General features: G+C 47.3%; 20 protein-coding genes. 11 read left to right on the plus strand and 9 right to left on the minus strand.

Translation table 11 applies throughout. The features are described from left to right. Window positions 1-227: 227 nt before the first annotated feature. Window positions 228-1,391, minus strand: a complete 1,164-nt coding sequence (locus ICL07_RS04070; RefSeq protein ID WP_188086660.1) for a hypothetical protein — start codon at window positions 1,389-1,391, stop codon at window positions 228-230. A 91-nt stretch (window positions 1,392-1,482) separates the two neighbouring features. Here ICL07_RS04070 and ICL07_RS04075 point away from each other — a divergent pair, with 91 nt between their 5' ends. The 4 genes from ICL07_RS04075 (at window position 1,483) to ICL07_RS04090 (ending at window position 6,653) form a co-directional block, all read left to right on the plus strand. Continuing rightward, a complete protein-coding gene (locus ICL07_RS04075; protein WP_188086661.1) occupies window positions 1,483-3,006 on the plus strand; it encodes a sulfatase family protein in 1,524 nt (507 codons plus the stop codon). Window positions 3,007-3,077: 71 nt separating this feature from the next. After that, the gene (locus tag ICL07_RS04080) at window positions 3,078-4,346 is read left to right on the plus strand and encodes a hypothetical protein (protein WP_188086662.1); all 1,269 of its coding nucleotides are present in this window, start codon (window positions 3,078-3,080) and stop codon (window positions 4,344-4,346) included. A 111-nt stretch (window positions 4,347-4,457) separates the two neighbouring features. After that, the gene (locus tag ICL07_RS04085; protein WP_188086663.1) at window positions 4,458-6,290 is read left to right on the plus strand and encodes an ABC transporter ATP-binding protein; all 1,833 of its coding nucleotides are present in this window, start codon (window positions 4,458-4,460) and stop codon (window positions 6,288-6,290) included. A gap of 129 nt (window positions 6,291-6,419) precedes the next feature. Beyond that, window positions 6,420-6,653, plus strand: a complete 234-nt coding sequence (locus ICL07_RS04090) for a hypothetical protein (RefSeq protein WP_188086664.1) — start codon at window positions 6,420-6,422, stop codon at window positions 6,651-6,653. Window positions 6,654-6,776: 123 nt separating this feature from the next. On the opposite strand, the gene ICL07_RS04095 is transcribed toward ICL07_RS04090, so the two are convergent. The 3 genes from ICL07_RS04095 to ICL07_RS04105 form a co-directional block, all read right to left on the minus strand. Beyond that, window positions 6,777-7,571: a glycosyltransferase family 2 protein gene (locus ICL07_RS04095; RefSeq protein ID WP_223151741.1), complete on the minus strand. Its 795-nt coding sequence runs from the start codon at window positions 7,569-7,571 to the stop codon at window positions 6,777-6,779. A 499-nt stretch (window positions 7,572-8,070) separates the two neighbouring features. Continuing rightward, complete coding sequence (locus tag ICL07_RS04100) at window positions 8,071-9,495, minus strand: DNA/RNA non-specific endonuclease (RefSeq protein ID WP_188086665.1); 1,425 nt, start codon at window positions 9,493-9,495, stop codon at window positions 8,071-8,073. 314 nt (window positions 9,496-9,809) lie between these two features. Next, window positions 9,810-10,226 carry a hypothetical protein gene (locus ICL07_RS04105; protein ID WP_188086666.1) on the minus strand — a complete coding sequence of 139 codons (417 nt, stop codon included), beginning with the start codon at window positions 10,224-10,226 and terminating at the stop codon, window positions 9,810-9,812. 196 nt (window positions 10,227-10,422) lie between these two features. Between ICL07_RS04105 and scpC the strand changes: the two genes are divergently transcribed. From scpC to ICL07_RS04125, 4 genes are all read left to right on the plus strand, one after another. Beyond that, window positions 10,423-11,925, plus strand: coding sequence for a succinyl-CoA:acetate CoA-transferase ScpC (gene scpC / locus ICL07_RS04110; RefSeq protein ID WP_188086667.1), 1,503 nt, complete (start codon window positions 10,423-10,425; stop codon window positions 11,923-11,925). 177 nt (window positions 11,926-12,102) lie between these two features. Then, entirely contained in the window at window positions 12,103-13,341 is a 1,239-nt protein-coding gene (locus ICL07_RS04115) for a Bcr/CflA family efflux MFS transporter (RefSeq protein ID WP_188086668.1), read from the plus strand. Window positions 13,342-13,677: 336 nt separating this feature from the next. Continuing rightward, window positions 13,678-14,685, plus strand: a complete 1,008-nt coding sequence (locus ICL07_RS04120; protein ID WP_188086669.1) for a helix-turn-helix transcriptional regulator — start codon at window positions 13,678-13,680, stop codon at window positions 14,683-14,685. Between the two features lie 96 nt (window positions 14,686-14,781). Next, a complete protein-coding gene (locus tag ICL07_RS04125; protein WP_188086670.1) occupies window positions 14,782-15,072 on the plus strand; it encodes a hypothetical protein in 291 nt (96 codons plus the stop codon). 3 nt (window positions 15,073-15,075) lie between these two features. Here ICL07_RS04125 and ICL07_RS04130 read toward each other — a convergent pair whose 3' ends face one another. Further along, window positions 15,076-15,909, minus strand: coding sequence for a hypothetical protein (locus ICL07_RS04130; RefSeq protein ID WP_188086671.1), 834 nt, complete (start codon window positions 15,907-15,909; stop codon window positions 15,076-15,078). 306 nt (window positions 15,910-16,215) lie between these two features. Here ICL07_RS04130 and ICL07_RS04135 point away from each other — a divergent pair, with 306 nt between their 5' ends. Beyond that, window positions 16,216-17,454: a cation:proton antiporter gene (locus tag ICL07_RS04135; RefSeq protein WP_188086672.1), complete on the plus strand. Its 1,239-nt coding sequence runs from the start codon at window positions 16,216-16,218 to the stop codon at window positions 17,452-17,454. Between the two features lie 88 nt (window positions 17,455-17,542). Next, complete coding sequence (locus ICL07_RS04140) at window positions 17,543-18,658, plus strand: aminotransferase class V-fold PLP-dependent enzyme (protein WP_188086673.1); 1,116 nt, start codon at window positions 17,543-17,545, stop codon at window positions 18,656-18,658. A gap of 2 nt (window positions 18,659-18,660) precedes the next feature. Here the strand turns inward: ICL07_RS04140 and ICL07_RS04145 are convergent, their stop codons facing one another. The 4 genes from ICL07_RS04145 to ICL07_RS04160 form a co-directional block, all read right to left on the minus strand. Further along, window positions 18,661-19,056 (minus strand): DUF1634 domain-containing protein, encoded by a 396-nt coding sequence (locus tag ICL07_RS04145; RefSeq protein WP_188086674.1) that lies wholly within the window; start codon window positions 19,054-19,056, stop codon window positions 18,661-18,663. A 9-nt stretch (window positions 19,057-19,065) separates the two neighbouring features. Further along, window positions 19,066-19,899, minus strand: a complete 834-nt coding sequence (locus ICL07_RS04150; RefSeq protein WP_188086675.1) for a sulfite exporter TauE/SafE family protein — start codon at window positions 19,897-19,899, stop codon at window positions 19,066-19,068. 12 nt (window positions 19,900-19,911) lie between these two features. Beyond that, window positions 19,912-20,565, minus strand: a complete 654-nt coding sequence (locus ICL07_RS04155) for a FadR/GntR family transcriptional regulator (protein WP_188086676.1) — start codon at window positions 20,563-20,565, stop codon at window positions 19,912-19,914. Between the two features lie 145 nt (window positions 20,566-20,710). Then, on the minus strand, window positions 20,711-21,544 hold the full coding sequence (locus ICL07_RS04160) for an aldo/keto reductase (RefSeq protein ID WP_188086677.1): 834 nt from the start codon (window positions 21,542-21,544) through the stop codon (window positions 20,711-20,713). A 553-nt stretch (window positions 21,545-22,097) separates the two neighbouring features. Between ICL07_RS04160 and fusA the strand changes: the two genes are divergently transcribed. Next, entirely contained in the window at window positions 22,098-24,149 is a 2,052-nt protein-coding gene (gene fusA / locus ICL07_RS04165) for an elongation factor G (RefSeq protein ID WP_188086678.1), read from the plus strand. Window positions 24,150-24,239 lie beyond the last annotated feature (90 nt).

Here is a 24,239-nt window from a genome sequence, read left to right on the forward strand (position 1 = left end):
AGCTGCGCAACACTGTCCAGCGTAAGGAATAGGGACGATAATAACAATATAAATACTACACTTCTCAAAAACGATCCACTTCGTGGGCTATTGGTTAACAAAAATAGGTATCAGGACTTTTATTCTCTTATGGGCAAATCTATAAATTAATTTCAGATAAAAAAATTATCGCATGAAATATTTTTCCCTGTATCACCATAACACATTTTTCATAACACTAAGTTAATCTACCAAATCAACACCTCCCCATTTAACACCAGATAATTTTTACCAGTATCAATATCCGTCAACATACTAATGTAACTTTTCCCTGCAGCAAAACGATCCACTACAGATCTGCTCTTTGCATCCATCTTCCATACAGAATCCCTGTCAACCAAAAACAGATAGTTATCTACAACCCCCAACTGTGGCTCACCCACAACATCGAAATCAGCGCTCCAATTCACCTGCAGATGATTGTCATCAATACTTTTTACAGTAACTTTTCTCCTATCTGCATCCTCCTTCAGATGATAATCAACTGAATAAACTATCAGTGCATGATGACATCGTATAACTTTGTTGATATCAGCAGTAAATTGCTGACCACCGATTTTCTTTCCATCCTTTTTATCCAGCTTCAACAGGTTATTGCCTGTTTTAATGATGAATGAATTCCCTTCATTTATCATATCGAGCGGTGTAGAAGAGGATTGTTTATAAGTAGTTTTATAACTCCATCTTTCTTTTCCAAATGTGTCCACAGCAACTAATTGTATACTGTCCGATGGAAACCCATTTCCTGCAATAAGTGTTAAACCCGAATCTATAGGAAAAGAAATATTACCGGATAGTGGATTTACAACACTGGCATTATCCTGATAAAACTGAACCGTATTCGTCTTAAAGTCTAAACGGCTGGTTCCATACGTCCCTTTTAAGTAATACAGCTGGTTGTTTTTCGAGATGATATCACCCGCGTTCAAAGAGCGGTCAGGAGAGAACGAATAGGATGTCTGAACTTTTTTATTGAAATCATAAAAAAACAAATCATGGGGATGGTACACTGAGCAATAAATCAACCGGCTTTCATTAAAGTCAGTTAATATTTCATAATACCGGAGTTTACTAATCTCCAATGAAGCAATTGTTTGCTTTTGGGGAATATCAATAAGCGTTAAGGTGGGATGATCATTTTTCGCTGTCGTGGAAATAACCAGCACCCGCCCTTGCCGTATCTTCATACCAATGGGCCGCTGACCTTTTTCTAAAAGGTAGTTGATGTTCAGAGAATCATTACTATGCTTTAAAAAGATTGACTTTTCCATGCTCACACCACAACCCCAAAGCAATCCCGGTAACAAACTTAAAACGATAAATCTTAAGTACATAGGCTCAAACAAAACCATCCCCTAAAAATATAAAAATAATCTAATATTACCTAGCAGTACAAATTATAGATATCTTTATCCGCCACCGATCCTTTTATAATCAGAACACATGAAAAAAATGAAACGCCTCTCCTGGCTGTTGCTGTTGCTTTTTAGTCAACCGGGCTACAGTCAGCAAAAACAACCCAACATTATCTTCATCTTTTCAGATGACCACGCGTATCAAACCATCAGCGCTTATGGCAGTAAACTGGCGCAAACGCCTAACATCGACCGTATTGCAAAGCAGGGCGTATTGTTCCGTAACGCCCTGGTGACCAACTCCATCTGCGGCCCCAGCCGGGCCACATTGCTGACAGGCAAATACAGTCACATCAACGGCTATACGCTCAATGAAAAGAAATTTAATGTGGGCCAGCAACTGTTCCCTAAACTGCTGCAGCAACACGGGTACCAGACTGCCTGGATCGGTAAATGGCACCTCGGTAACCTGCCGGAAGGCTTTGATTTCTGGCGTATCCTCAATAACCAGGGTCAATACTACAACCCGGACTTCATCGGTCCCCGCGATACTACGCGCGTGGAAGGTTATGTGACGAACCTGATCACGCAATTCTCGGTCGACTGGCTTAATCACCGCGATACTTCCAAACCGTTCTTCCTGGTGGTAGGTGAAAAAGCGACCCACCGCGAATGGCTACCCGATATACAGGACCTCGGCGCCTACGATGATAAAACCTTCCCGCTGCCGGCGACTTTCCGCGATGATTACAAAAACCGCATCGCCGCCCAAAATCAGGATATGACCATCGACAAAACCATGCGCCTGAAGGAAGACCTGAAAGTACATGCTAACTACGAAAAAGGCATCTATGGCCGGTTTACGCCGGAACAGAAAGCTGCCTTCAAAGCGTATTACGAAGGAAAAATCAGCAAGGAATTCGATGAGAAAAATCTCAGCGGCGATGCACTGGTGGAATGGAAATACCAGCGTTACCTGAAAGATTATCTCTCAACGGCACGTTCGCTGGACCGCAACATCGGCGCCCTGCTCGATTACCTCGACAAAAACGGGTTGGCGGAAAATACCGTGGTGATCTATGCATCGGATCAGGGCTTTTATATGGGCGAACACGGCTGGTTCGATAAACGTTTTATGTATGAAGAATCACTCCGTACACCCTTCATGATCAAATATCCGGGCGTCACCAAAGCCGGTACCAGCGTCAATCAGCTGATGCTCAACATCGACTGGGCGCCTACTATCCTGCAGATGGCCGGTGTACCGGTGCCTGCGGATATCCAGGGCACCTCTTTCCTCCCCCTGCTGCAGAAAGATCCGAATAAAGTGGCCTGGAGAAAAGCGGCGTACTACCATTATTACGAATTTCCCGAGCCGCACCACGTATATCCGCACTTCGGTGTTCGCACGGAACAATATACACTGATACGTTTCTATGGCGCCGGCAACAGCTGGGAACTGTATGATCTGAAAAAAGATCCGCACCAGGTCGATAATATCTATGGCCAAAAAGGAACGGAGAAAATTACAGCCGATCTCAAAGCTACCCTGGAAAAGCTGATCAGGCAATACAACGACCAGGAAGCATTACAAATACTGCAAACACATTAACACCCTACCAGTCACGCAAAGCACCTTGTTTTGCGTGACTGCTCTCCGCTAAAAATCCGTATCTTCAACGGATGAATTACCAACCCAGCACCTGGCACTTCAATATTGGAAACCGGAAAAGAGCCGCCTGGGGCGTTGTAGCATGTGTCTTCGTTATGATGGCCCTCATCATCCCCGGTCTCCTGCTTAACCTGCATATCACTATTGTTATCGGCGTTACCGTTGTCGCCGGATTAACATCGATCCTGCTGATGGTTAAATGGATGTGGCAAAAAGAGACGCTGACACTCTATCACGACCGTATCGAATCAGCCCTGCACGGCGTCATTTATTTCACCGATATCCGGAAAATTACCACACCCTGGATAGCCGATAGCGCCGCCATTAAACTACACCTGCGCAAAGGTTCAGTTGCCTGGTATATGACCCGTAACCCGCGTGCGTTTGTTCAAAATACACCGGAAGATGTGTTAGCGTTTGAAGATTTCCTGCGGCAGCTGGAAGCTGCACTCGGCAAACAGGAAAAAAAACAGGTCAGGACCGGTAATGACAGCCCTTCTCCCGCTGCTCAGCTGGAGCAGATCAACCAATCACGCCGGCATCAAACGGGCCTTATTATCGGTATCTCATCCGTGTTTTTATTGGTAATAGCCATACGGGCTTGTGCTCCGCTATGGCGTGAACCTAATTTCAAACGCATGAAAGCCGCTTCAGAAGAGCGTTTTCATGCCGGCAAACAAAAAGTGGATGCTCTGGTCGCACAAAAAATACAACAGGAAGGCGGTGCTTTCCTGTATACTAACGACCACGCAGCTACGATAAAATTATTCCCGTATATCCACACGGATAACCCGCTGAACATAGACCTGTTCCAATACACGGAAGCCAATAAGGATATCGCAGCTATCCTTCAAAACCCGGATTCCGTACAACTCGATATCTATATCATCAGTGGCGACTCCAGTATCCGCCGGATGCGGTCAGATACTGCCAGCCGGCAGCTTTTTTTCCGTACCTACGATCCTGCACAACATATCCGCCCCCTGGGCACGCCCCCGGGCGATACTACCGCCGCCGAAAACTACCCGGTATTTGATAGAATCTGGCGTATCCCCCTGCAGGATACCAGTAACCTGCACCATGCCATGGAACGCAGCATCCCCGGCATCAACATCATGCTTAGCCAAATCAGGCTACGGCCCTCTTTTTATTTTTACATGACCGGGAAAGTAAAGCAGGGAATGAATGAACCCGCCTTCAGAGAGGCCATCATCACATTGAACCAGTTATTGCATCAAAATAAAGTGGATACCAGCACTTTTATCACCACCCGGATCTAAGCATTTTCTTGACAATTCCGGGCAAATGGCTTAATTTCGCCTGTTGTGAGAGAAGCCGCATCAGCTTTGCCTTGATGCGGCTTTTTTATAGATAGTTATTTTCAAAGTGATATGAAGACATACTTCCGACTTTTAGCTTTTGCCAGACCGATTAACAAATTCGCCATTCCCTATCTCCTCTGCACGCTATTGTCCATTATTTTCAGCACGCTGAACCTGGCGCTGCTGGCCCCCCTGTTGGCTACCATCTTCAGTAATGTAACCAAGGTGCCACCTGAACCGAAAAGCTGGGTAGACATTTTCGCGGTTTTTAATTACTACACCGCGGTCGTTTTTAATAAATACGGCGCTGTACAAACGCTCCGCTTCGTATGTGGCTGTATCGTAGCATCCGTACTGCTGGGTAACCTGTTCCGCTACTTCGCGGACAAAACCATGGAAAGTCTGCGTATCCACACCCTGCTCAACCTGAGAAGATCTGTTTTTAACAACGTGATGAACCTCCACCTGGGTTATTTCAGTAATGAACGCAAAGGCGACATCATCTCTAAAATAGCGAGCGATGTGCAAACGGTACAATATACCGTAACCGGCACCCTGCAGGTGATCTTTAAGGAACCGGTTACCCTCCTGTTTTACCTGGTGATGCTGTTCATCATCTCCTATAAACTGACACTGGCTTCTATGCTGGTCATCCCCGTAGCGGGCTTCATTATCTCCAAAATAGTTAAAAAGCTGAAAGAACATGCGGTAGAATCGCATCGTACCTACGGCATAATGATCAGCTACCTGGATGAAGCCCTGCACGGTATCCGTATCATTAAGGCTTTCAATGCGGTGAAGTATACCACCGACCGTTTCAACGATGAAAATGTCCGCTATTCAAAAATTGTCCGCGCTATGGCCAGAAGACAACAACTGGCCCCTCCGGTATCAGAAACACTGGGGGTGATGATGGTGGCCGGTATCGTATTGTATGGCGGTACACTGGTACTCTCCAATCAGGGCGACCTCAGCGCTGCCGCCTTTATTGCCTACATCGCGCTTTTCTCCCAGGTAATGCGCCCTGCTAAAGCAATCTCTACTTCTTTCTCCAACATCCACTCAGGTGTGGCCGCAGGTGAACGCGTACTGGAACTGATCGATGAAAAACCAGCTATTGTGGATGCCCCCGATGCGGTAACCATCAAAGGCTTCGAAAAAGAAATTGAATTCAGGAATGTATCTTTCGCCTATGGCGAGAAAGCCATTCTCAAAAATATTAACCTGGTTATCCCGAAAGGCAAGACAGTAGCACTGGTAGGCCCTTCCGGCGGCGGTAAATCCACCATGATGGACCTCATCCCCCGCTTCATACAGCCACAATCCGGTGAAATCCTGATCGATGGCGTGAACCTGCAAAAGGTAACCATGGAGTCCCTGCGCGACCAGATGGGCATGGTTAACCAGGAGTCTATCCTGTTCAACGACAGTATCTACAATAACATCGCTTTCGGCAGACCGGATACGCCGCCCGAAGCAGTGGAAGCTGCCGCCCGCATCGCCAACGCACATGAATTTATCATGGGGACGACAGATGGTTACCAAACCAATATCGGGGATAAAGGCTCCCGGCTCTCCGGTGGACAAAGACAACGCCTCTGTATTGCACGCGCCGTACTCAATAACCCGCCGCTGATGCTGCTGGATGAAGCCACCTCGGCACTCGATACGGAATCCGAAAAAATGGTGCAGGATGCGCTCAATAATCTCATGAAGCATCGTACTTCCCTCGTCATTGCCCACCGCCTCAGTACCATCCAGAACGCCGATCTCATCGTTGTACTGGAAAACGGAGAAATCGTGGAACAAGGATCACATTTCGAACTATTGGCTGGTAACGGCCTCTACAGAAAACTGATCGACATGCAGACCTTCACTAAAGAGGAAGTATCAGAACAATAAATAAATTATAAAAAATATACATACTAATATAACCGTATGTATATTTACAGTCATGATCAAACCCAACACTATATGCCTGATAACGGCACACTGTTGAGCCGGACCGGCGCTGTTTGATACGAATCTGAAATGCAGGAGGGGAAAGATGTGGACCTCTTTGTACGCCACTGGTATTTACTATTACCGGTGGCCTGGCTCACCGATACGCTCCTGCTATGGTTATGCATCGTGATAACAGTGCCGCTGGCAGAACACCTGACCAACTGGTTTAAAGCCCATCCCGGTAGGCAAAGCGTGGTCACTGGCCCTAGCCGTTCAACTCATGTGGGTAAAAAATTGCCGGGAAGCCGGCTATCTGTATGATACTTGTTTACCGGTCGGTATGATGGGTTCACGGAAAGAACAGACATGGGCTTCGTAAAGAAACACCCCAGCTCTTACCGCACCAATCGGTGGAAGATTGTAAAAACAGTGTTACTGCTGATTTTAGTGATTATAGCCGTTTGTACAGTAGGTAATCCCTCTCTTTAACGTGTCCAGATAAACGCGGTAGTTAACATTCTCATGAACCCGGTCATTCAGCGGATGGTACAAATGATAACAAACCGCTTTCATCTTTACCTTCTTCTGACTCAAACCAGAATTGATAAAACGGGCGGCCAGTTCAATATCTTCATGGCCCCACCCTTTTAGTTCATTATTATATCCGTTTACCCGCAGGAAATCTTTTTTCCAGAAAGCGCAGTTAGCACCAATAAGATTGCGGGAACGCTTGCTTTTCTTGATCAGTAATGGCGCCAGCAAAGGAATACGCAATGCGTTGAACCGGTTCTTGACCCCCCGGTCAAATGCTGTTACTGTTTCAAATTCACCAGACCGCAGGAAGTAACGGGTACGCTCTTCCGGTAATAATACACGGCTGCCACGGATATAGAACCCTTCCTCCGCCTCACTGATATGGTCCCTGATGAAATTTTCATGAAGCACAATATCACCGTCAATCTGAATAATATAATCAGACTTGGTTCCGGTGATGGCTTGGTTGATGATGATGGTTTTCCTGAAACCTTCATCCGGATGCCAGAAATGTTTAACCGGAATGTCAGTACTCCGTTTGAATGCTTCAATAACATATCTGGTAGCGTCCCCCGATCCATCATCTGCAATGATTACCTCGTTCGGCAAAATGGTTTGCCGCAGCACACTTCCCAGCACTAGTTTTAACGCTTCAGGCCAATTGTAGGTAGTTACCAATAAGGCCACGGACATGCTATCACCCATATAATCTGAATCTTATATTATTTTTTAATTTCTTTTTTGAGCCGCGTGTCGGTGCAACTGTTACTTGTTTGGTTTAACGCCTGCCTCCTGCCGTTTATTACAGCTGCAGTCCCGCTTACCTGGCGGTAAAGGTAGCACGGATTGCTGCTATCAGCGAAAATTGTAGGTCTTCTCTTTGTCAGTGTCACACCGTTTGTTTAACAATCAGTCATTCTCTATTGTAAGCTAACGAATTAAGGTCTTCATATGTTACACATACATTTGAACAAAGGTTAAATTTCAGAATAATGGCAAAGTTAACTATAATGATCACAATGATAATGAGCGTATTTTATACATTTATTTCTGTGACCAGTTAAAATTTACGCTGCTAAAAATATGGCATTTTTATGCAATTTATAATTAATTATTACAATGACATAATAATTTTTTACCCTGCATCTACCTACCGGTTTCCTGGTAAAAGAAGATCATCTCCGCAACTTTCATGCTAACCTCACTATTCTCCCGTGTCTATCTTGCGAACAAGTTCCTCCCGCACCGCGGCCGGCACATTGGACAACAACCGGTAACCGGTTGCCTTTTCAATGTCTGCTATAGAGGTCAGATAGGCCGACCATTTCGTGTTGACCTGGTTATCATTGGGCGTATTCACCGCAATAATCCGGGTTTGCCGGGATATCCGCTTTAAATCATTATTCCCCTCAGGTAACACCACAATCACTTTCCAGATACGGGCCGGCACATTCACCCGGTTGCCTCCTATTTTTTTAGACATCCCCTTACTACCGGTGCCGCCCGTTCCATAACTCCCCATAATAACATATACCTCATTACCGGCTTTTACCAGGGACCGGGTGTAACTCTCCAGATTGGACCATAAATGCTGGTTATGATTAGGCGCCTGCGGAATCATATTCGTCATCAGAAATGTAGCCTCATTGGCTTCCCGGGAAGCGGTACGGTCTCCCGACGGACAGTTATGCCCCCGGTCAAATCCGCTGCCATTGTAACTGAACTGCGTTACCTGAAACCAATCTTCCGGCACATCTGCATCCGGACGGAAATCATTCCCCCTGGCCATACTACCCAAGTCATCGGCAGTAATATGCCAGCTTACCCAGTTCGGCGTGCCGTTATCCCGGTTATACGACAAGATATAAAAACCTTTGTCCATCAGGTAATTGTTGGGCACTACCAATGCTGTAGTCGCATTGCTTGGATTACCCAGCAACAGATTATTGTCATCCCCCGGCACGGCCCCTGCTCCCTTTTCCGGTTTCACCACCGGCGCCTCTTTACCACCGGTACTCACCCGGAACCCATCGAAATTAAGACGGCTATCCTTATCTGTTTTCTTTATCCTGAAACGAATCGTTTTTTGCGTGGAAGCTGTAAAAGTGATAGGCTGTAAACGATTACTGCTTACGCTTACCGCATCCCCCACTTTCGTAAAGCGCTGCCCCTGATTCACAGATGCCCATAATTCCCAGGTACCTTGCTTGTCTTTTCCATACAAAGCATATTGCAGTGTAACCGTCACCGTTCCACTCACAGCAATATCAAAATCCATCGTGGCCATACCATTATCACGGATACGCAACGCCTGCTTGCCTGCTTTATGGTCTTCATCCAGTCCACCGGTTACCGCATCTTTAAATATCCAGTTACCGCTGGATAAACTCACTGTCTCAGCATTATAATTGGTCTTACTGCCTTTTTCAAAATTTTCCTGCAACAAATATTTGTTGCGCTGCTTTTTTCGATGCGATTTGGCGGCAGTCTTACGGGGAGGTTCTTTTTCCTTTCTCCCGGCTATTTTCCGGGAACAGGTTGTCACTGCAAAAGTGATCAGTATCAATATAACGGCTACGGCTAAACTATTGTTTTGCTTACTCTTTCTGTTGGGCTTCTTCTTTGGCATAGGGCCGCGAAGATAAGAACTTTGACGTACATGATTGTTGCTGATTTCACTGATTTGAGCAGATGTAAACAGAGATGTAATCGAAGATGTAAGCAGAGATGTGATCGAAGATATCAGCGAAGAGGATCAACATGTAAAAGAGCTTGCCACATAAATGGCAAGCCCTTTCCACAGGCTAATTATCTTGCTAAAATCTTCACAAACATTTCTATAACATCTTCGCTCACACCTTTGCAAATATCTTCGTTAAGGTCTTCGCTCACATCTCCCCAAATCAGCGAAATCAGCAACAATCATGTCCAACATAGTTCAGTTTAGAAAAACAACTGCGACAACACATTCGTCGCATCGTTCGTTTTAGGTTTTAATCCCAGAAATTTTGTGTACTGCGCGGCGGTTAGCAACAATTTCAGTTTGGAGAAAAGACCTCCCTGCAAACCGGCAAACTTAGACGCATAAGATGCGGGATTAGTTTGTTGCAATGGCATAATACCGGCCTTCTGTTTCAGAAAATTAGTCAACAGGTTAGACACCTTTGGCTGCTGTACTGCCGAAAGCCCCAATGCGGGCGTTAATTTCTGAAGAATGCTACCGGCGATGCCACTGGTATTAATCAATGGATTTTGTGTGGTACCAGCTGCATTTTTTGCCTGGTCCAATATACTTTGAGCCTGCACGGAAGTGGCAGTAAAAAAACAAACACATAACATCGGAAGGAGTACCTTTTTCATGTTGCAGGTAGTTTTAAATGAAAGGAAATGAAGGGTGACAGCGTATACACCATAAATATAACAATAAAAACCATGCATTTATCTGGCCGGAACTAATAAAAATTTGTCCCAGATGCACAAATCAGCCAACGGAAACCATCCTAATATTGTACCCGCAATTCGCGAGTAACACTTGCCTTTGTTTTATACCTGCACCATGTACGAAGAACGAATCAAGAGAAGAGACTTACAACAAAAGATCATCAGCGCCGAACAAGCCGCCACCTTGTTTAAAGATCAGATGGTGGTTGCCTCCAGCGGTTTTACCAAAGCGGGCGACAGTAAAGCGGTATTAAAAGCACTGGCATCAGCAGCTCCTGCTAATCCTCTCAGAATAACGCTGCTCACAGGGGCCTCCCTCGGTCACGATACAGACGGGGCCCTCGCTGAAGCAGGCATACTACGCAAACGCATGCCCTTCCAGGTGGATCCGGCATTGCGCAAAAAAATCAACAGCGGCGATGTGCTTTTCATCGATCAGCACCTCGGCGAAAGCGCCATGCTCGTGGAAGAAAAAATCATTCCCCGCGTAGACATCGCTGTGATAGAAGCACTGCTCATTGAAGAAGACGGCAGCATCGTACCCACCACTTCGGTAGGCAACTCCGCTGCTTTTGCAGCGGCAGCGGATAAAATCATTGTGGAAGTCAACCTGTCGGTCCCCCTGTCTGTATACGGAGTACACGACATCTTTTCTGCCGGGATATGGCCACATAAACAGGTCATCCCTATCATGGAAGCAGGCGCACGGGTAGGCCGCACGGCTATTCCGGTAGATCCAGGAAAAATTGTGGCGATCGTGCTGACGACCACCACCGATAGCCCGGCCTCTATCAATGAAAGAGACGAAAAAACTACCGCTATCGCCGGTCATCTGCTGGATTTCTTTGCACATGAAATCAGCAAAGGCAGACTATCACATTCCCTTCGCCCGCTACAATCGGGCATTGGCAAAGTAGCCAACGCTGTCATGGAAGGTTTTATGGATGGTAATTTCCACCACCTTTCCATGTACTCTGAAGTAATACAGGATAGCGCCTTCCACCTCATCGATGCCGGCAAACTGGAAGTAGCTTCGGCTTCATCGATCACCGTATCGCAAGCATGCTATAACAGGGTTTTCAGCAACTTTGACAAATACAAACGGCATATCGTATTGCGGCCACAGGATATCAGTAATGCGGCGGAGGTAATACGCCGGCTGGGTGTTATCAGCATCAATACAGCCATCGAATGCGATATCTATGGAAATGTCAACTCCACCCACATTGGCGGTACGGCCATGATGAATGGGATTGGCGGTTCCAACGACTTTGCACGCAATGCTTACCTGAGCATATTTGTAACACCGTCATCTTCCAAAGCCGGCAGTATTTCGCACATTGTGCCAATGGCTTCTCATATAGACAATACAGAACATGATGTAGATATTATAGTAACAGAGAACGGTCTGGCCGACTTACGGGGACTAGCCCCCCGGGAGCGGGCCAGACTGATCATATCCAAATGCGCGCATGCCAGCTACCAGGACGAACTGAACAACTATTTTACCAATGCCTGCAACCACGGAGGCCACACCCCTCACCTGCTGCAGGAGGCGCTTAGCTGGCATAGCCGCTTTAACGAAAACGGAACCATGCTTAGAACTGTTCATGTATAGTGTGTGTGAAAGGATGAAAAAAAGAAACCGGCTCTTCACTGCGAGCCGGTTTTCTTTTTATAATGCCGGTACTTATCATTTTCTTCTATAAGGGCATCAATATTATTATTGTGCTAACAGAACACGGGAACAAAAAGGTTATTCTATTTTTACAGCTTGATCTAAAACCGACAGACTGTGACACAAGAACATACCCGATCCGGCTATTTTTTCCTGATATTAATTCTGGGAACCCTGACGGCGCTGGCGCCATTTTCCATAGACATGTACCTGCCGGGGTTTCCGGCCATTGCTAAAAGTTTCGGTGTAGAGCAGCCCCGCGTGGCCCTTTCTCTCTCCAGCTTTTTTATTGGTATCTCCGCAGGTCAGTTGCTGTATGGTCCGCTGCTGGACCGCTTTGGCCGTAAAACGCCGCTCATCCTGGGCCTGCTGGTTTACATCGCAGCCTCGCTGGGCTGCGTATATGCATCTACGCTCAACAGCCTGGTGATACTTCGTTTTATTCAGGCGCTGGGTAGCTGTGCCGCCACCGTGGCCTCAGTGGCTATGGTGCGGGACCTCTTTCCGGTAAAGGAAAATGCGAAAGTATTTGCCCTGCTGATGCTGGTCGTGGGCGCCTCCCCCATGCTGGCACCCACCATCGGCGGTTATGTAACCGCCGCTTTCCACTGGCATGCAGTGTTTATCGTATTAGGCGCCATGGGCCTGCTGATCCTGCTGGCCGTTATCTGGTGGCTGCCGGAAAGCTATAAACCAGACACCACATTGTCCCTCAAACCGGGGCCCATCATTCAGAGCTTCTGGACGGTGGCCACTACACCACAATTTTATACCTACGCCTTCACCGGCGCCATCGCTTTCTCCGGCCTGTTTGCCTACGTTTCCGGCTCTCCCCAGATCTTCATGGACGTATACCACCTGGATGGTAAAACATATGGCTGGATCTTCGCCGGACTCTCCATAGGCTTCATCGGCTGCAGCCAGGTCAATAGCCTGTTGCTCAAACGATACGAAAGCAAACAGATCGTACCGGTAGCGCTGACTTTACAGGGTATCATATCTATCATACTGGCTTTTAGTGCCTGGAATAACTGGCTTAGCCTTACCAGCCTGCTGGTGCTGCTGTTTCTTTACCTCTGCTGTATGGGCTTTATCAATCCCAATACGGCCGCCCTTTGCCTGGCTCCTTTTACCAAAAACGCCGGCACAGCCTCCGCCCTGATGGGCGCCCTGCAAATGGGTATCGGCGCCATGGCCGCTACCATCGTCAGCCTGTACGATAGCCACAGCTCCGTGCCACTGGCCCTTACAATGTGCGGCAGCGCCCTCATCGCCACCCTGGTACTGTTTGCCGGTCGTGGCCAAATCAAAAACACCGTCGCCGCCGAAAAAGGCAGCGCCGTTCTATCCCACTAGAAAATTCCATCTCCCTGGCAGCAGGGAGATGGACTTACGCCAATTTTCTCCGATATTTACATCAGTATTGCCCTGTTGCTGTAAGCCCAATGATTACCGGAAAAAAGATTTCTCCGGATGAAAGAAAGATGCTATTTTATCAACATATTTAAAAGGTGGATAGAGAAGCCGCTGTTTTGTTTGAAAAAAACCCGATTTTGATATAGTACTTTTCACGGCGATACCCTGTTTTAAATAATGGCAGTTTATCTCCGGCATAAATAACCATGACTTTCAAACTGACCTATTCCAATAAGGAAGGATTATGTAGTTACATGTGTTTAATCGTATTTTTTTATGGACGAACAAAATACCCTCAAGCCCACACCAGAACGGAAAATACTACTGATAGAACGAGACGACCAGTATTTTACTCCATTGGAACTGATTCCGGAAGATTTTAATGACACCGTGATCCGCTTTGCGCGCCAATACTTCAAGCAGGACAATGAGTGTGACATGTTCTGCCAGAATATTAAAGTGAGAGATTTTTCTATCTGGCACCACGAAGTGCTGGCTAAGAAAAATATCCTGCTTATCCCGTATTCCCCCCGTCATATCCTCGCCCTTCATTTTAACCAGGCAGACGCCGTGGTAGCCAATATTTACGGCAGAGGCAACTTTGACATGGTCGGAAGGCAGATATGCCTGTTCAACCTCCCGGAACAAATGCATACCGTTCCGGTAATCCCCGGCGGACAAATCAGCAGCTTTCACATCAACATCATTCCGGGGTGTATGGGGGCCCTGGTACGTGAATTCCCGGAACTGAAAGGCCTGCTGACCAAAAAAGTCACGGACCAGGCCGAACCCCTCAATCAGCGCGATTGTACCACCAACGTCGCTATCCAGCTCCTGCTGGATGTGATTAAAAGCTGCCGCCTCATAGAAGACCAGGCCGAATGCCTGTTACGCCGCTGCTGTGTATCTATTTTTGCCAATTACCTCTGTCAGGATGCCACCCCGGAGAATATCCGTCGCCCGGTAGACGATACTGCCCTGTTAAAGGTGTTCGACTACCTGCAAAACAACGTGCACCTGGAATGCCCCCTGCGGCACACCGCTTTTGTATTTAACCTGCCGGCCGTAGTGCTCGCAGCCGCCTTTGAAAACATGTTCTACATTTCCCTGGAAGATTTTGCTTTCCAGCAGAAAATGCTGAAAGCCTATCATCACCTGGTGTATAAAGATATTACCATGGCTGAAATAGCCCGGAAAATAGGCCTTCCGGATGAAAAAGCCTTCCTCATCGCATTCACGAACTATTTCCATTGCGATCCGGTATATATCCGGCACGCCCAATGACCATGTCCTACCAAACTATCCGCTGTCGCCTGAAAATTTCAGGCGACAGACGGAAGTACTTCTTCTTTTTGTTTCCTTTGCACAAATTTTGTTTTCATGCGTGCATCGCTGCCAGCGTTCCTCCTGTTGTTATTATCCATTTTATCCCAGGCTCAGTCCTTCTCCGCTTTCACAGATAGCATCCGGCAGCACCATCATATCCCGGCCCTCGGCTATGCGGTAGTGTCATCAGATGCTATTATTGATATAGGCATGACAGGTGTCGGAAATATTCATACAGCCAGCCCCGTTACACCGGACCACCAGTTCCGCAATATACAGGCTGAGGATACGCCAGACATCGTCGACCACCTGCTGCAGGCCCTGGAAAAAGAATATGGGTATTAACTTTTAAAACAAGCTGCCTTGTATCACCGCCGGCGGCACCGTTGGCGGGAATAAACCCGCGATCGTAAAAGGTTGTTTGCTGCTGGCATGCACCTGCTGCGTGGTACCCAGGAAAAAATGCAGATCGCTGTGTTTGGCGTATTCAAACAGGTATTTTTTTCTGATCTCATGAACAGCTTTCAGCTCCTGCTGAGGCGTGCTGTTCTTTTTTACACTTTTCCAGTACAGCGATGCCAGCTGCCAATCCTCTACGGGTAAAGTGAACTCCTCATTCTTGCTGTCAATAAAACGATAGGAAAATTTGTAAGGCAATTTCTTCATCACGCTAAACGGATCTTCCGCCTGCTCCACAAACCGGCCACTGTTTTTCTCTTCCTCCAGCTGCGCTATCCGTTTGCTGTCCCATTCCCGGTCTGTTTCTTCTACTATAAAATCAAGTATCCGCAACGGTTTAAATACAGCCAGCGAGGTATAAAAAGCTTCATGCTTTGCTTCTACAATCAATGTAGACATGTCCTTGTATACTGTCTTTAACACTACGGCTTTCCGCTCGGCCCAATGGTCATCCGTTCCCAGGTGACCGGTTACCATTACCGGTGTGTCTGCCACAGGCCGGAAACTTTCCAGCCTGAAATCCCTGGTATGGCGCACCAGGTCAAATTTCATCCAACTGTAGAGCTGATATTGTTCATCGTAATTTTTTTTTGAAAACGGAATGGGATATATCCTGATAAAGCTGCCATCTTTGGTAAAACCGGCTATACTAATTTGTTCATCATAATGTGAAGATACAGTGGGGTAACTTTTAACAGTGATCAATACTTCTATCACGGGCATGCTCGAATGTTTTATAAAATACCAAATACAGCGGTTATTCTTCATGATTAACCATCCCCAAAACTAAGGTTTCTCCCTGAAAAAAACATCAGCAAACCTGTGCATCATGATGATATACACCAGGTTGTGTCTTGGGTTATCCGGTATTTTTTTTATCTTTAGCCCGATTATATAGTCTGTGTGGGATAACCTAAACCTATAACCTGCCGGGGCTTTACGCCCTTTTTTTGTTCTTGATGGAAATTTTTTCAGGCAGACATTACTATTTTCAATCTATATTCTTTAACTGGCATTATCTGGAAAGCTATGAACACTTTTACAATTATTACGGCTTTAATCACTATCAGTGCGCTGATTTCCTACATCAATAACCGGTTCATCAAACTACCCGGAACCATTGGTGTGATCGTGGTTTCACTGCTGCTATCTTTATTGATCCTGTTTACCGGTAAAATTTTTCCTGACGCCTATACGTTCATTAAAGATCTTACCAGCAGCATCGATTTCACCCAAACCCTGCTGGATATTATGTTAGGCTTCCTCCTCTTTGCGAGCGCCCTGCAATTCGATTTCCAGAAACTTAGGGAACAACGGTACCCCGTATTGATACTGAGTACCATCGGCGTCATCGGCTCCACGTTTATTTTCGGCTACCTGTTATACTGGGCTACCGAACTGCTGCACATCGAACTCCCCCTGCTGTATTGCCTGCTGTTTGGTGCACTCATCTCCCCTACTGATCCGGTGGCAGTGATGTCGGTACTGAAAAAATCTAAAGTACCGTCTTCCCTGGAAACCATCATCGGCGGCGAATCCCTGCTCAACGACGGCACTGGCATCCTCCTGTTCGTGATCCTGAAAGAACTGGCAGTGCAGGAACAGGCGCACGTATCCTTTGCGCACACTATGTCCCTATTCTCTCAGGAAGTATTCGGCGGTATCCTGCTGGGCGTTATTTCCGGCCTGGTAGCCTACCGCACCATGAAACGGGTAGACGATTTCCAGATCATCGTAATGGTGTCCTTATCCATGGTGATGGTCATTTCAGTACTGGGCGCCATGCTGCATGTGTCTATCCCGCTGGCTGCCGTTTCCGCAGGCCTCATCCTGGGTAACACCTCATTGGGTACCAAACAATCTGAAGACATGCAGAAGTACTTCCATAACGTATGGCACCTGATAGACGAACTATTAAACACCATCCTCTTCGTAATGATAGGCCTGCAAATTGTGGTGATGCCGTTCCTCAAAAACTACTGGCTCACCGGCCTCTTTGCAATCGTATTTGTACTGGTAGCCAGGGCCATGAGTATTTATATTCCTTCCTTACTGCTGAAACGTTCACTGAAAACAACCTATAAAGGCATTACCATCCTGGTATGGGCCGGTCTTCGTGGGGGCATTTCCGTGGCACTGGCTATGTCGCTGCCGGAGTCCCCCTACAAGGAAATTATCCTCTCCGGTAGTTACTTCGTGGTATTATTCTCCATCATCGTACAGGGACTTACCCTGAAACGGGTGGTGAACAGGATGATTGCACAATAACGCATGAAAAGAATGCCAGGACGAAAGCCCTGGCATTTTTTTTCAACGTACTAAATACCTTACCTTGTAAATAAAATACCCGACAACGATGAGCAAATGGGAAAAAATAAGAGCTGATTTTCCGGTATTCAATAACTGTACTTACTTCTTCACCAATGGAGGAGGACCGGTCAGCAAGTCATATGTAGCCAAAGCCCAGGAACTGCTGACAGCCCAAAGTGAGTTGGGCCGTGGTGTCATACCCGCCTGGGATGCCGAAGTCGAAAACATCCGGGCTATGCTGGCCCGCACCGTCGGCGCCACACCTTCAGAGATCGCGTTTATTACCAACACCGCCCAGGCCATGGGATCACTGACGGGCATGTTCCCTAAGACGTTTGAAATCCTGACCATGAAAGATGATTTCCCCACCAGCTTTGTTCCGTGGATACATCATGGTCATACCGTGCGACTGGTAGAACCGGAAAAAAACGGGGCCATCCCGGTCAGCCTTATTGAACAACACATCACGCCCAACACCCGTATACTGATCCTCAGCCACGTAATGTTCCGTTCCGGTTACCGGCACAACCTGGAAGCCATCGGCGCCTTATGCAAAAAACACGGCCTGATACTGATTGTAGATGCCACCCAGTCCTACCCCATCAACGAGATAGATGTGAAGGCCTGCCATATCGATATACTCATCTTCCACACCTACAAATGGGCAGCAGCAGGTTATTGCAGCGGTGGTATGTATGTATCCCGTCAACTGCTGGAAAAATACACACCCGCCACCATGGGCTGGTACAATGTTACCTATCCTAATCCGGACTTTGATACCACACAAGACTATACGCAGTTTACGCCTAAGAAAGACGCCACGGTATTTGAACCGGGAACACCCGCTTTCGTGAACATCCTGTTACTGGGAGAGGCCATGCGGACGATCGAAACTCTGGGCATTGCAGATATTAACGCCTATGTACACACGCTGATCAGCTACCTGCATGAACAAGCGGCGAAACATGGCATAGAAGTGTTGTCCAACTTTGAACCACAGCATGCTTCGGCTATACAGCGACTGAAAATAACACCGGAACAATTCCTGCGACTGGAGCAGCACAAGATCATGGCCCGTTATAAAAACAATATGCTGACGATCGGTATCAACTTCTACAATAATAAGGCAGATATTGATGCCATCTTTGCTGCACTGCAATAGGCCTATACTTTCAAGCCCCCGAACATACTGAACAGGATGATGCCCAATACAATCAGGGTAATCACCACGTAGAGCCGGTCTTTTTCCACGGCAAAACCTACGAGGGAGAAAAATACGCGCAGTATAGGCGTAGCCAGTAATATCAGCGCACCAAACTGAATCACGGCGGAGGGCTTGAATGTAGCCAATCCGCGGAAAATACCGCTGAAAGTAGTGTATTCTTTCCCTTCGCCGGTAAAAGTGCTGTAATCCGGCATACTGTCGGCGCCATGCCTGGACAGGTACATCACCCCGCCTACAAAAGCAATGGCACTGGCAGAGATAACGCCGGTACGCAGCACCTGGCCTACAAACAAAGCGATATCACGGTCGCCGGTTAATTTTCTGATCAACTTCATAACTGTTGCTTAAAACTGGTGATGTAATCCGTTGTAGATCATTTCCAGCGCCACAAAAGAGATGGCAACGCAGAAAATGTAACGCAACGTTTTCGGATTCAAAACAGTGAGTAACCTGGCGCCGGTAAATGCACCTCCCAATACGCCCAATACCACCGGGAAAGCAATACCCGGATCAATATAACCCCGCTGCAGGTACACTACGGCACTGGCCGCAGCGGTCACGCCGATCATAAAATTGCTGGTGGTGGTACTTACCTTAAACGGTATCTTCATGGCCCCATCCATCGCCAATACTTTCAAGGCGCCGGAACCAATACCCAGTAACCCCGACAACACACCGGCGAGCAGCATGATGGAAAAACCACCGCCGATATTGGTGAGTTTATAGGATACTTCTCCCTGCGGGGTAGGATAACTGCCATTCAGTTTTAATACATAGGATAAACGGCTGCCTTCCTGTAAAGCATGTTCATGTTTTTTACGAACCGTCATCAGGGCAGAAAATATCAGTACTACCCCAAAGAGGACAGCAATGGTATTGGTAGGTGTGAAAACCGCTATCAACGCGCCTCCCACGGCGCCCAGTGTGGTGGCTATTTCCAGGAACATGCCCAACCGTACATTCGTGATCCCTTCTTTGATATATGCCGATGCCGCTCCGGACGAATTGGCAATAGAGGCCAGCAACGCCGCTCCTATCGCATAACGGATGTCTACATGGAATACCAGCGTTAATAATGGAATTACGACCACGCCTCCGCCCAGCCCGGTCAGTGACCCTAAAAGCCCCGCTACATAAGCACCTGCCAGGAGTATCAGGCTAAAAATAAGTATGTTCATCTTTCGGAATGTTTAGTAGTTGTTGTCGAGGATATCTTCCATAGCCTGCCGTGAGAGTTTGATATTCCCGCTCTTAATCGCTTCAAAGAGTTGTTCATGCAGATGGTGACTGATAGCAAAATGACTGATGCTCTCCGTATCCCTCTTAGCAAAAAAATCCCGGATCACCGCCGTGAAGCTACGGTAGAGGTCTGCCAGTACATGATTACCGCTGGCTTTGGCAATAGCCATATGAAAAGCAATATCAGCCTCCATACAATCGTGGTACTGTTGTCCCAGGATAGCTTTTTTGCGCAGGTCCAGGTACTTCTTCATGTCCGTCAGCGCCGCTTGGGTATGATGCTGCGCTGCCAGCTTCACTATTTCATAGTCCAGCATACGCCGTACCTGGTTGATTTCCTCAAAATCAGCCCGCCGCAGACGCTGATCCAGCGATTCTGTTTGTACTGATTCATTCACATAAGTGCCTGAGCCTTGCTGTACCCGCAGTATACCCGACATAGCCAGGGTTTTTATCGCCTCCCGGATGGTGGAACGGCCAACGGCATACTGCACCATTAATTCGGGTTCTGTAGGTATCTTTTGTCCGGGTTTGTAAATACCCTGGGAGATGTCTTTCTGAATAGCGTTGATCACGCGGTTGGAAAGTTTCGATGTCTGGTCCATAAATGTTTCATTTACCGATGTCGGCACAAAGGTATGATGTTTATTTAAAACATCAGATGTTTTAATGGGAAAAATAAAAAACCGCCTCTGCTGTGTAGAGGCGGCCAGGTACAAGCATGATCCGTATGCTTTAAAAATCAATCCATTAGAAATCAAAACTATCCGGGTTCGGGCCAAATCTTTGTTCACGGTCCAGCGCGTCAATAGCAGCCACGTCTTCCGGCGTAATCTCAAAATTAAATACTTCGGCATTGGCGATAATACGCTGCTGCCGGATACTTTTGGGAATAGTCACCACGCCTTTTTGTAAATCCCAGCGCAGCACCAGTTGCGCTACTGATACGCCGTATTTTTGAGCGAGAGACACCAGTTCATCTACTTTAAATGCATTACCCTGCATCAACGGGCTCCAGGCCTCGAATTGAATATGATGCTGGCCACAGAAATCAAGCAGCGATTGTTGTACGAGGTATGGGTGGAACTCCAGCTGATCCACCATCGGTAATACCTTAGCGCTCTGGAACAAATCCTCCAGGTGATGTTGCAGGAAATTGCTCACACCAATCGCCTTCACACGGCCATCGGCATACAGTTGTTCCAACGCCCGCCACGTTTCTTTATACTGCCCTTTTACCGGCCAGTGTATCAGGTAAAGATCGAGATAATCGGTCTTCAGTTTGCTCAGGGAATCATCAAAAGCTCTCAGGGTTTTATCATATCCCTGGTCAGCATTCCAAACCTTACTGGTAACAAAAATATCCTTGCGGTCTGTTTTATTATTCGCTATCGCAATACCTACCCCTTCTTCATTTTTATAGATCGCGGCGGTATCGATATGACGGTAACCTGCATCCAATGCATAGGTAACGGCATCTACTACTTCCTGCCCTTCATTTGTCTGCCAAACGCCTAATCCAAAATAAGGCATATGCACACCGTTTGCCAGTTGTACGGTACCTGTAAGATCTGTAATCTGCATGGTCTTCAAATTTATATTAAAACAATACACAAATGTACGGGCCCTGCATCAAACAACACCGGTACAATCCGGTGATTTTTCTGTAAAAGTATGAGACATATCATCTGCACGCTTTGTCGGTATTGTAGAAATAACTATATTTGCATCGCAAAAAATAACTTGCAAAACAGATGAAACATACCTTTAAATATCAGACAGGCAGGAAAAACAATTCCGTTATCAGAGCGGTAATTGCAAGCACCCGCATTGTCTTTATTCAAGACGGGGAGGCAAATCCAACCCGGATATAAGAGGTACATCAAACAGTAATAGCTCCCAATATCATACTGGAGGCCTCTTTACCCGAAGAGGCCTTTTTATTTTGTCTCCCCGTAGAATACCGACTTTCCTTTTTACATGCTGTAAATGATCACTGCCATATGAAAGTATTGATCAAAACAATGACTGTATACATCCGGCCACACCGGTAATGTCTGGCATACTATTGCATTCACGCAAGGCCTCCCATTACCGCATGAGAGGCTTTTTTATTCCATTTTTTAAAGAAGATTATATGAGACAACAACTGTCCCGATTCAGAAATATAGGTATCATGGCGCATATCGACGCCGGTAAAACAACACTCACGGAAAGAATGCTGTATTATACCGGCCTTACCCATAAACTGGGCAATGTGGATGAAGGCAATACCATCATGGACACCGACCCCCAGGAAGAAAAACGCGGCATTACCATCTCTTCTGCCGCTATCACTACTTACTGGAATTATGCGGGCAATAAATACCAGGTCAATATTATTGACACGCCCGGCCACGTGGACTTTACAGCAGAAGTGGAACGGTCCCTGCGGGTACTCGACGGCGCCGTTGCCGTGTTCTGCGCCCGCTCCGGCGTACAACCGCAATCAGAAACCGTTTGGCGCCAGGCCGATCATTACCGCGTGCCCCGCATCGCTATGATCAATAAAATGGACCGCCAGGGTGCCGACTTCCAGCGCGTTGTCAATGAAATACGGGAACGGCTACACGCAAATGTGATTCCGCTGCAACTGCCCATCGGTCAGGAAGACAGCTTCATAGGCGTAGTAGACCTTATCCGTATGAAAGCGCTGCTATGGCATGATGATGATGGTAAACTGTTTGAAGAAACAGCGATACCGGAACAGCTGCTCGCGGCAGCCACTGCGGCCCGTCAAACGATGATAGAAGAACTGTCGCTCCTGTATGAACCGCTGCTGGAACAATACACCAGTACGCCCAACCAGGTGAGCGAAAGCCTGCTGGTGGAAGCGATGCGTTACGCTACGCTTCACATGCTGGCCGTGCCCGCCCTCGCAGGCGCTGCATATAAAAACAAAGGTATACAGCCCCTGCTCGATGCCGTGATAGCCTACCTGCCATCTCCGGAAGACATCCCGGTGATACAGGCAACAGACCCGGATACTGATGAACCGGTCAGCATATCCGCTACCCCGGAAAACAACGTGGCGGCACTGGCTTTCAAAATCATGGTAGATGATTACGTAGGCAGGTTAACGTTAGTACGTGTATACGCCGGTAGTTTACGTACAGGCGACATGCTCCGGAACAGCCGCACCGGCCGTACCGTACGCATCAGCCGACTGTTGCGCATCATGTCCGATAAATATGAACCCGCTGCGGAAATCATCGCCGGCGATATCGGCGCGGTAGTAGGACTCAAAGACGTAAAAACAGGTGATACGCTCGCACACCCCGATCACCCGGTACTGCTGGAACGCATCAGTTTCCCTGAACCTATGATCGGTTACGCGGTGGAAGCCAAAGCGGCTAAAGACGCCGATAAACTGGGAGAAGCGCTGGCAGGACTGCTGGATGAAGACCCCACCCTGTCTGTTGAAGTGGATAAAGCCTCCGGGCAAACCATTCTCAAAGGCATGGGCGAACTGCACCTGGAAGTGGTACTGGAAAAACTGGCTACCGAATACCAGCTGCAGATTAACAAAGGCGCACCGCAGATTGCGTACAAGGAAATATTCACGCAAACCGTTACGCACCATGAAGTGCTTAAAAAACAAACCGGTGGATCGGGCAACTTTGCAGACATCACGTTTGAACTGTCACCCCGTGAAGACGGTAAACCAGGCCTGGAATTTATCAACGATATCAAAGGCGGCGTGATCCCGAGGGAGTTCATCCCTTCCATCAGCAAAGGCTTTGAAGCAGCGATGAAAACCGGTCCGCTGAAAGGATACCCCGTACATGCCATGCGTATCCGGTTGCTCGATGGTAAAATACATACCACCGACTCCCATGCGCAGGACTTTGAACAGGTAGCCATGATCGCCTTCCGCAACATTGCAGGCCACGCCGGTCCTAAAATGCTGGAACCGGTAATGTCCGTGGAAGTGACCACACCGGAAGAATATACCGGCGCCCTCACCGGCGACATCAACAGGCGCCGTGGCGTAATCCGTCACATGGAAATCAAAAACAACGTGCAGGATATCACTGCCAGCGTACCGCTGGCCGATCTTTTCGGTTATGTAACGGTACTGCGTACACTCTCTTCCGGACGCGCCAACGCGTCGGTAACCTTTGAAGAATATCAGCCGGTCAACCGCTGATGATATACACAAGAAAGCCCTGATGCTGTAAGTATCAGGGCTTATCACAAAAAATAAAACAGAGAGGGTTGACCTCTCTGTTTTATTTTC

It is taken from the genome of Chitinophaga qingshengii (assembly GCF_014529935.1).
Classification (GTDB): domain Bacteria; phylum Bacteroidota; class Bacteroidia; order Chitinophagales; family Chitinophagaceae; genus Chitinophaga; species Chitinophaga qingshengii.

Bases quoted from the DNA above. Each gene is read 5' to 3' on its own strand.
- ICL07_RS04075 (WP_188086661.1), top strand. From the start codon at position 1,483: ATGAAAAAAATGAAACGCCTCTCCTGGCTGTTGCTGTTGCTTTTTAGT.
- ICL07_RS04100 (WP_188086665.1), bottom strand. From the start codon at position 9,495: ATGCCAAAGAAGAAGCCCAACAGAAAGAGTAAGCAAAACAATAGTTTA.
- fusA (WP_188086678.1), top strand. From the start codon at position 22,098: ATGAGACAACAACTGTCCCGATTCAGAAATATAGGTATCATGGCGCAT.
- ICL07_RS04070 (WP_188086660.1), bottom strand. From the start codon at position 1,391: ATGGTTTTGTTTGAGCCTATGTACTTAAGATTTATCGTTTTAAGTTTG.
- ICL07_RS04135 (WP_188086672.1), top strand. From the start codon at position 16,216: ATGAACACTTTTACAATTATTACGGCTTTAATCACTATCAGTGCGCTG.
- ICL07_RS04090 (WP_188086664.1), top strand. From the start codon at position 6,420: ATGCAGGAGGGGAAAGATGTGGACCTCTTTGTACGCCACTGGTATTTA.
- ICL07_RS04125 (WP_188086670.1), top strand. From the start codon at position 14,782: ATGCGTGCATCGCTGCCAGCGTTCCTCCTGTTGTTATTATCCATTTTA.
- ICL07_RS04105 (WP_188086666.1), bottom strand. From the start codon at position 10,226: ATGAAAAAGGTACTCCTTCCGATGTTATGTGTTTGTTTTTTTACTGCC.
- ICL07_RS04155 (WP_188086676.1), bottom strand. From the start codon at position 20,565: ATGGACCAGACATCGAAACTTTCCAACCGCGTGATCAACGCTATTCAG.
- ICL07_RS04120 (WP_188086669.1), top strand. From the start codon at position 13,678: ATGGACGAACAAAATACCCTCAAGCCCACACCAGAACGGAAAATACTA.
- ICL07_RS04140 (WP_188086673.1), top strand. From the start codon at position 17,543: ATGAGCAAATGGGAAAAAATAAGAGCTGATTTTCCGGTATTCAATAAC.
- ICL07_RS04145 (WP_188086674.1), bottom strand. From the start codon at position 19,056: ATGAAGTTGATCAGAAAATTAACCGGCGACCGTGATATCGCTTTGTTT.
- ICL07_RS04080 (WP_188086662.1), top strand. From the start codon at position 3,078: ATGAATTACCAACCCAGCACCTGGCACTTCAATATTGGAAACCGGAAA.
- ICL07_RS04095 (WP_223151741.1), bottom strand. From the start codon at position 7,571: ATGGGTGATAGCATGTCCGTGGCCTTATTGGTAACTACCTACAATTGG.
- scpC (WP_188086667.1), top strand. From the start codon at position 10,423: ATGTACGAAGAACGAATCAAGAGAAGAGACTTACAACAAAAGATCATC.
- ICL07_RS04150 (WP_188086675.1), bottom strand. From the start codon at position 19,899: ATGAACATACTTATTTTTAGCCTGATACTCCTGGCAGGTGCTTATGTA.
- ICL07_RS04130 (WP_188086671.1), bottom strand. From the start codon at position 15,909: ATGCCCGTGATAGAAGTATTGATCACTGTTAAAAGTTACCCCACTGTA.
- ICL07_RS04085 (WP_188086663.1), top strand. From the start codon at position 4,458: ATGAAGACATACTTCCGACTTTTAGCTTTTGCCAGACCGATTAACAAA.
- ICL07_RS04160 (WP_188086677.1), bottom strand. From the start codon at position 21,544: ATGCAGATTACAGATCTTACAGGTACCGTACAACTGGCAAACGGTGTG.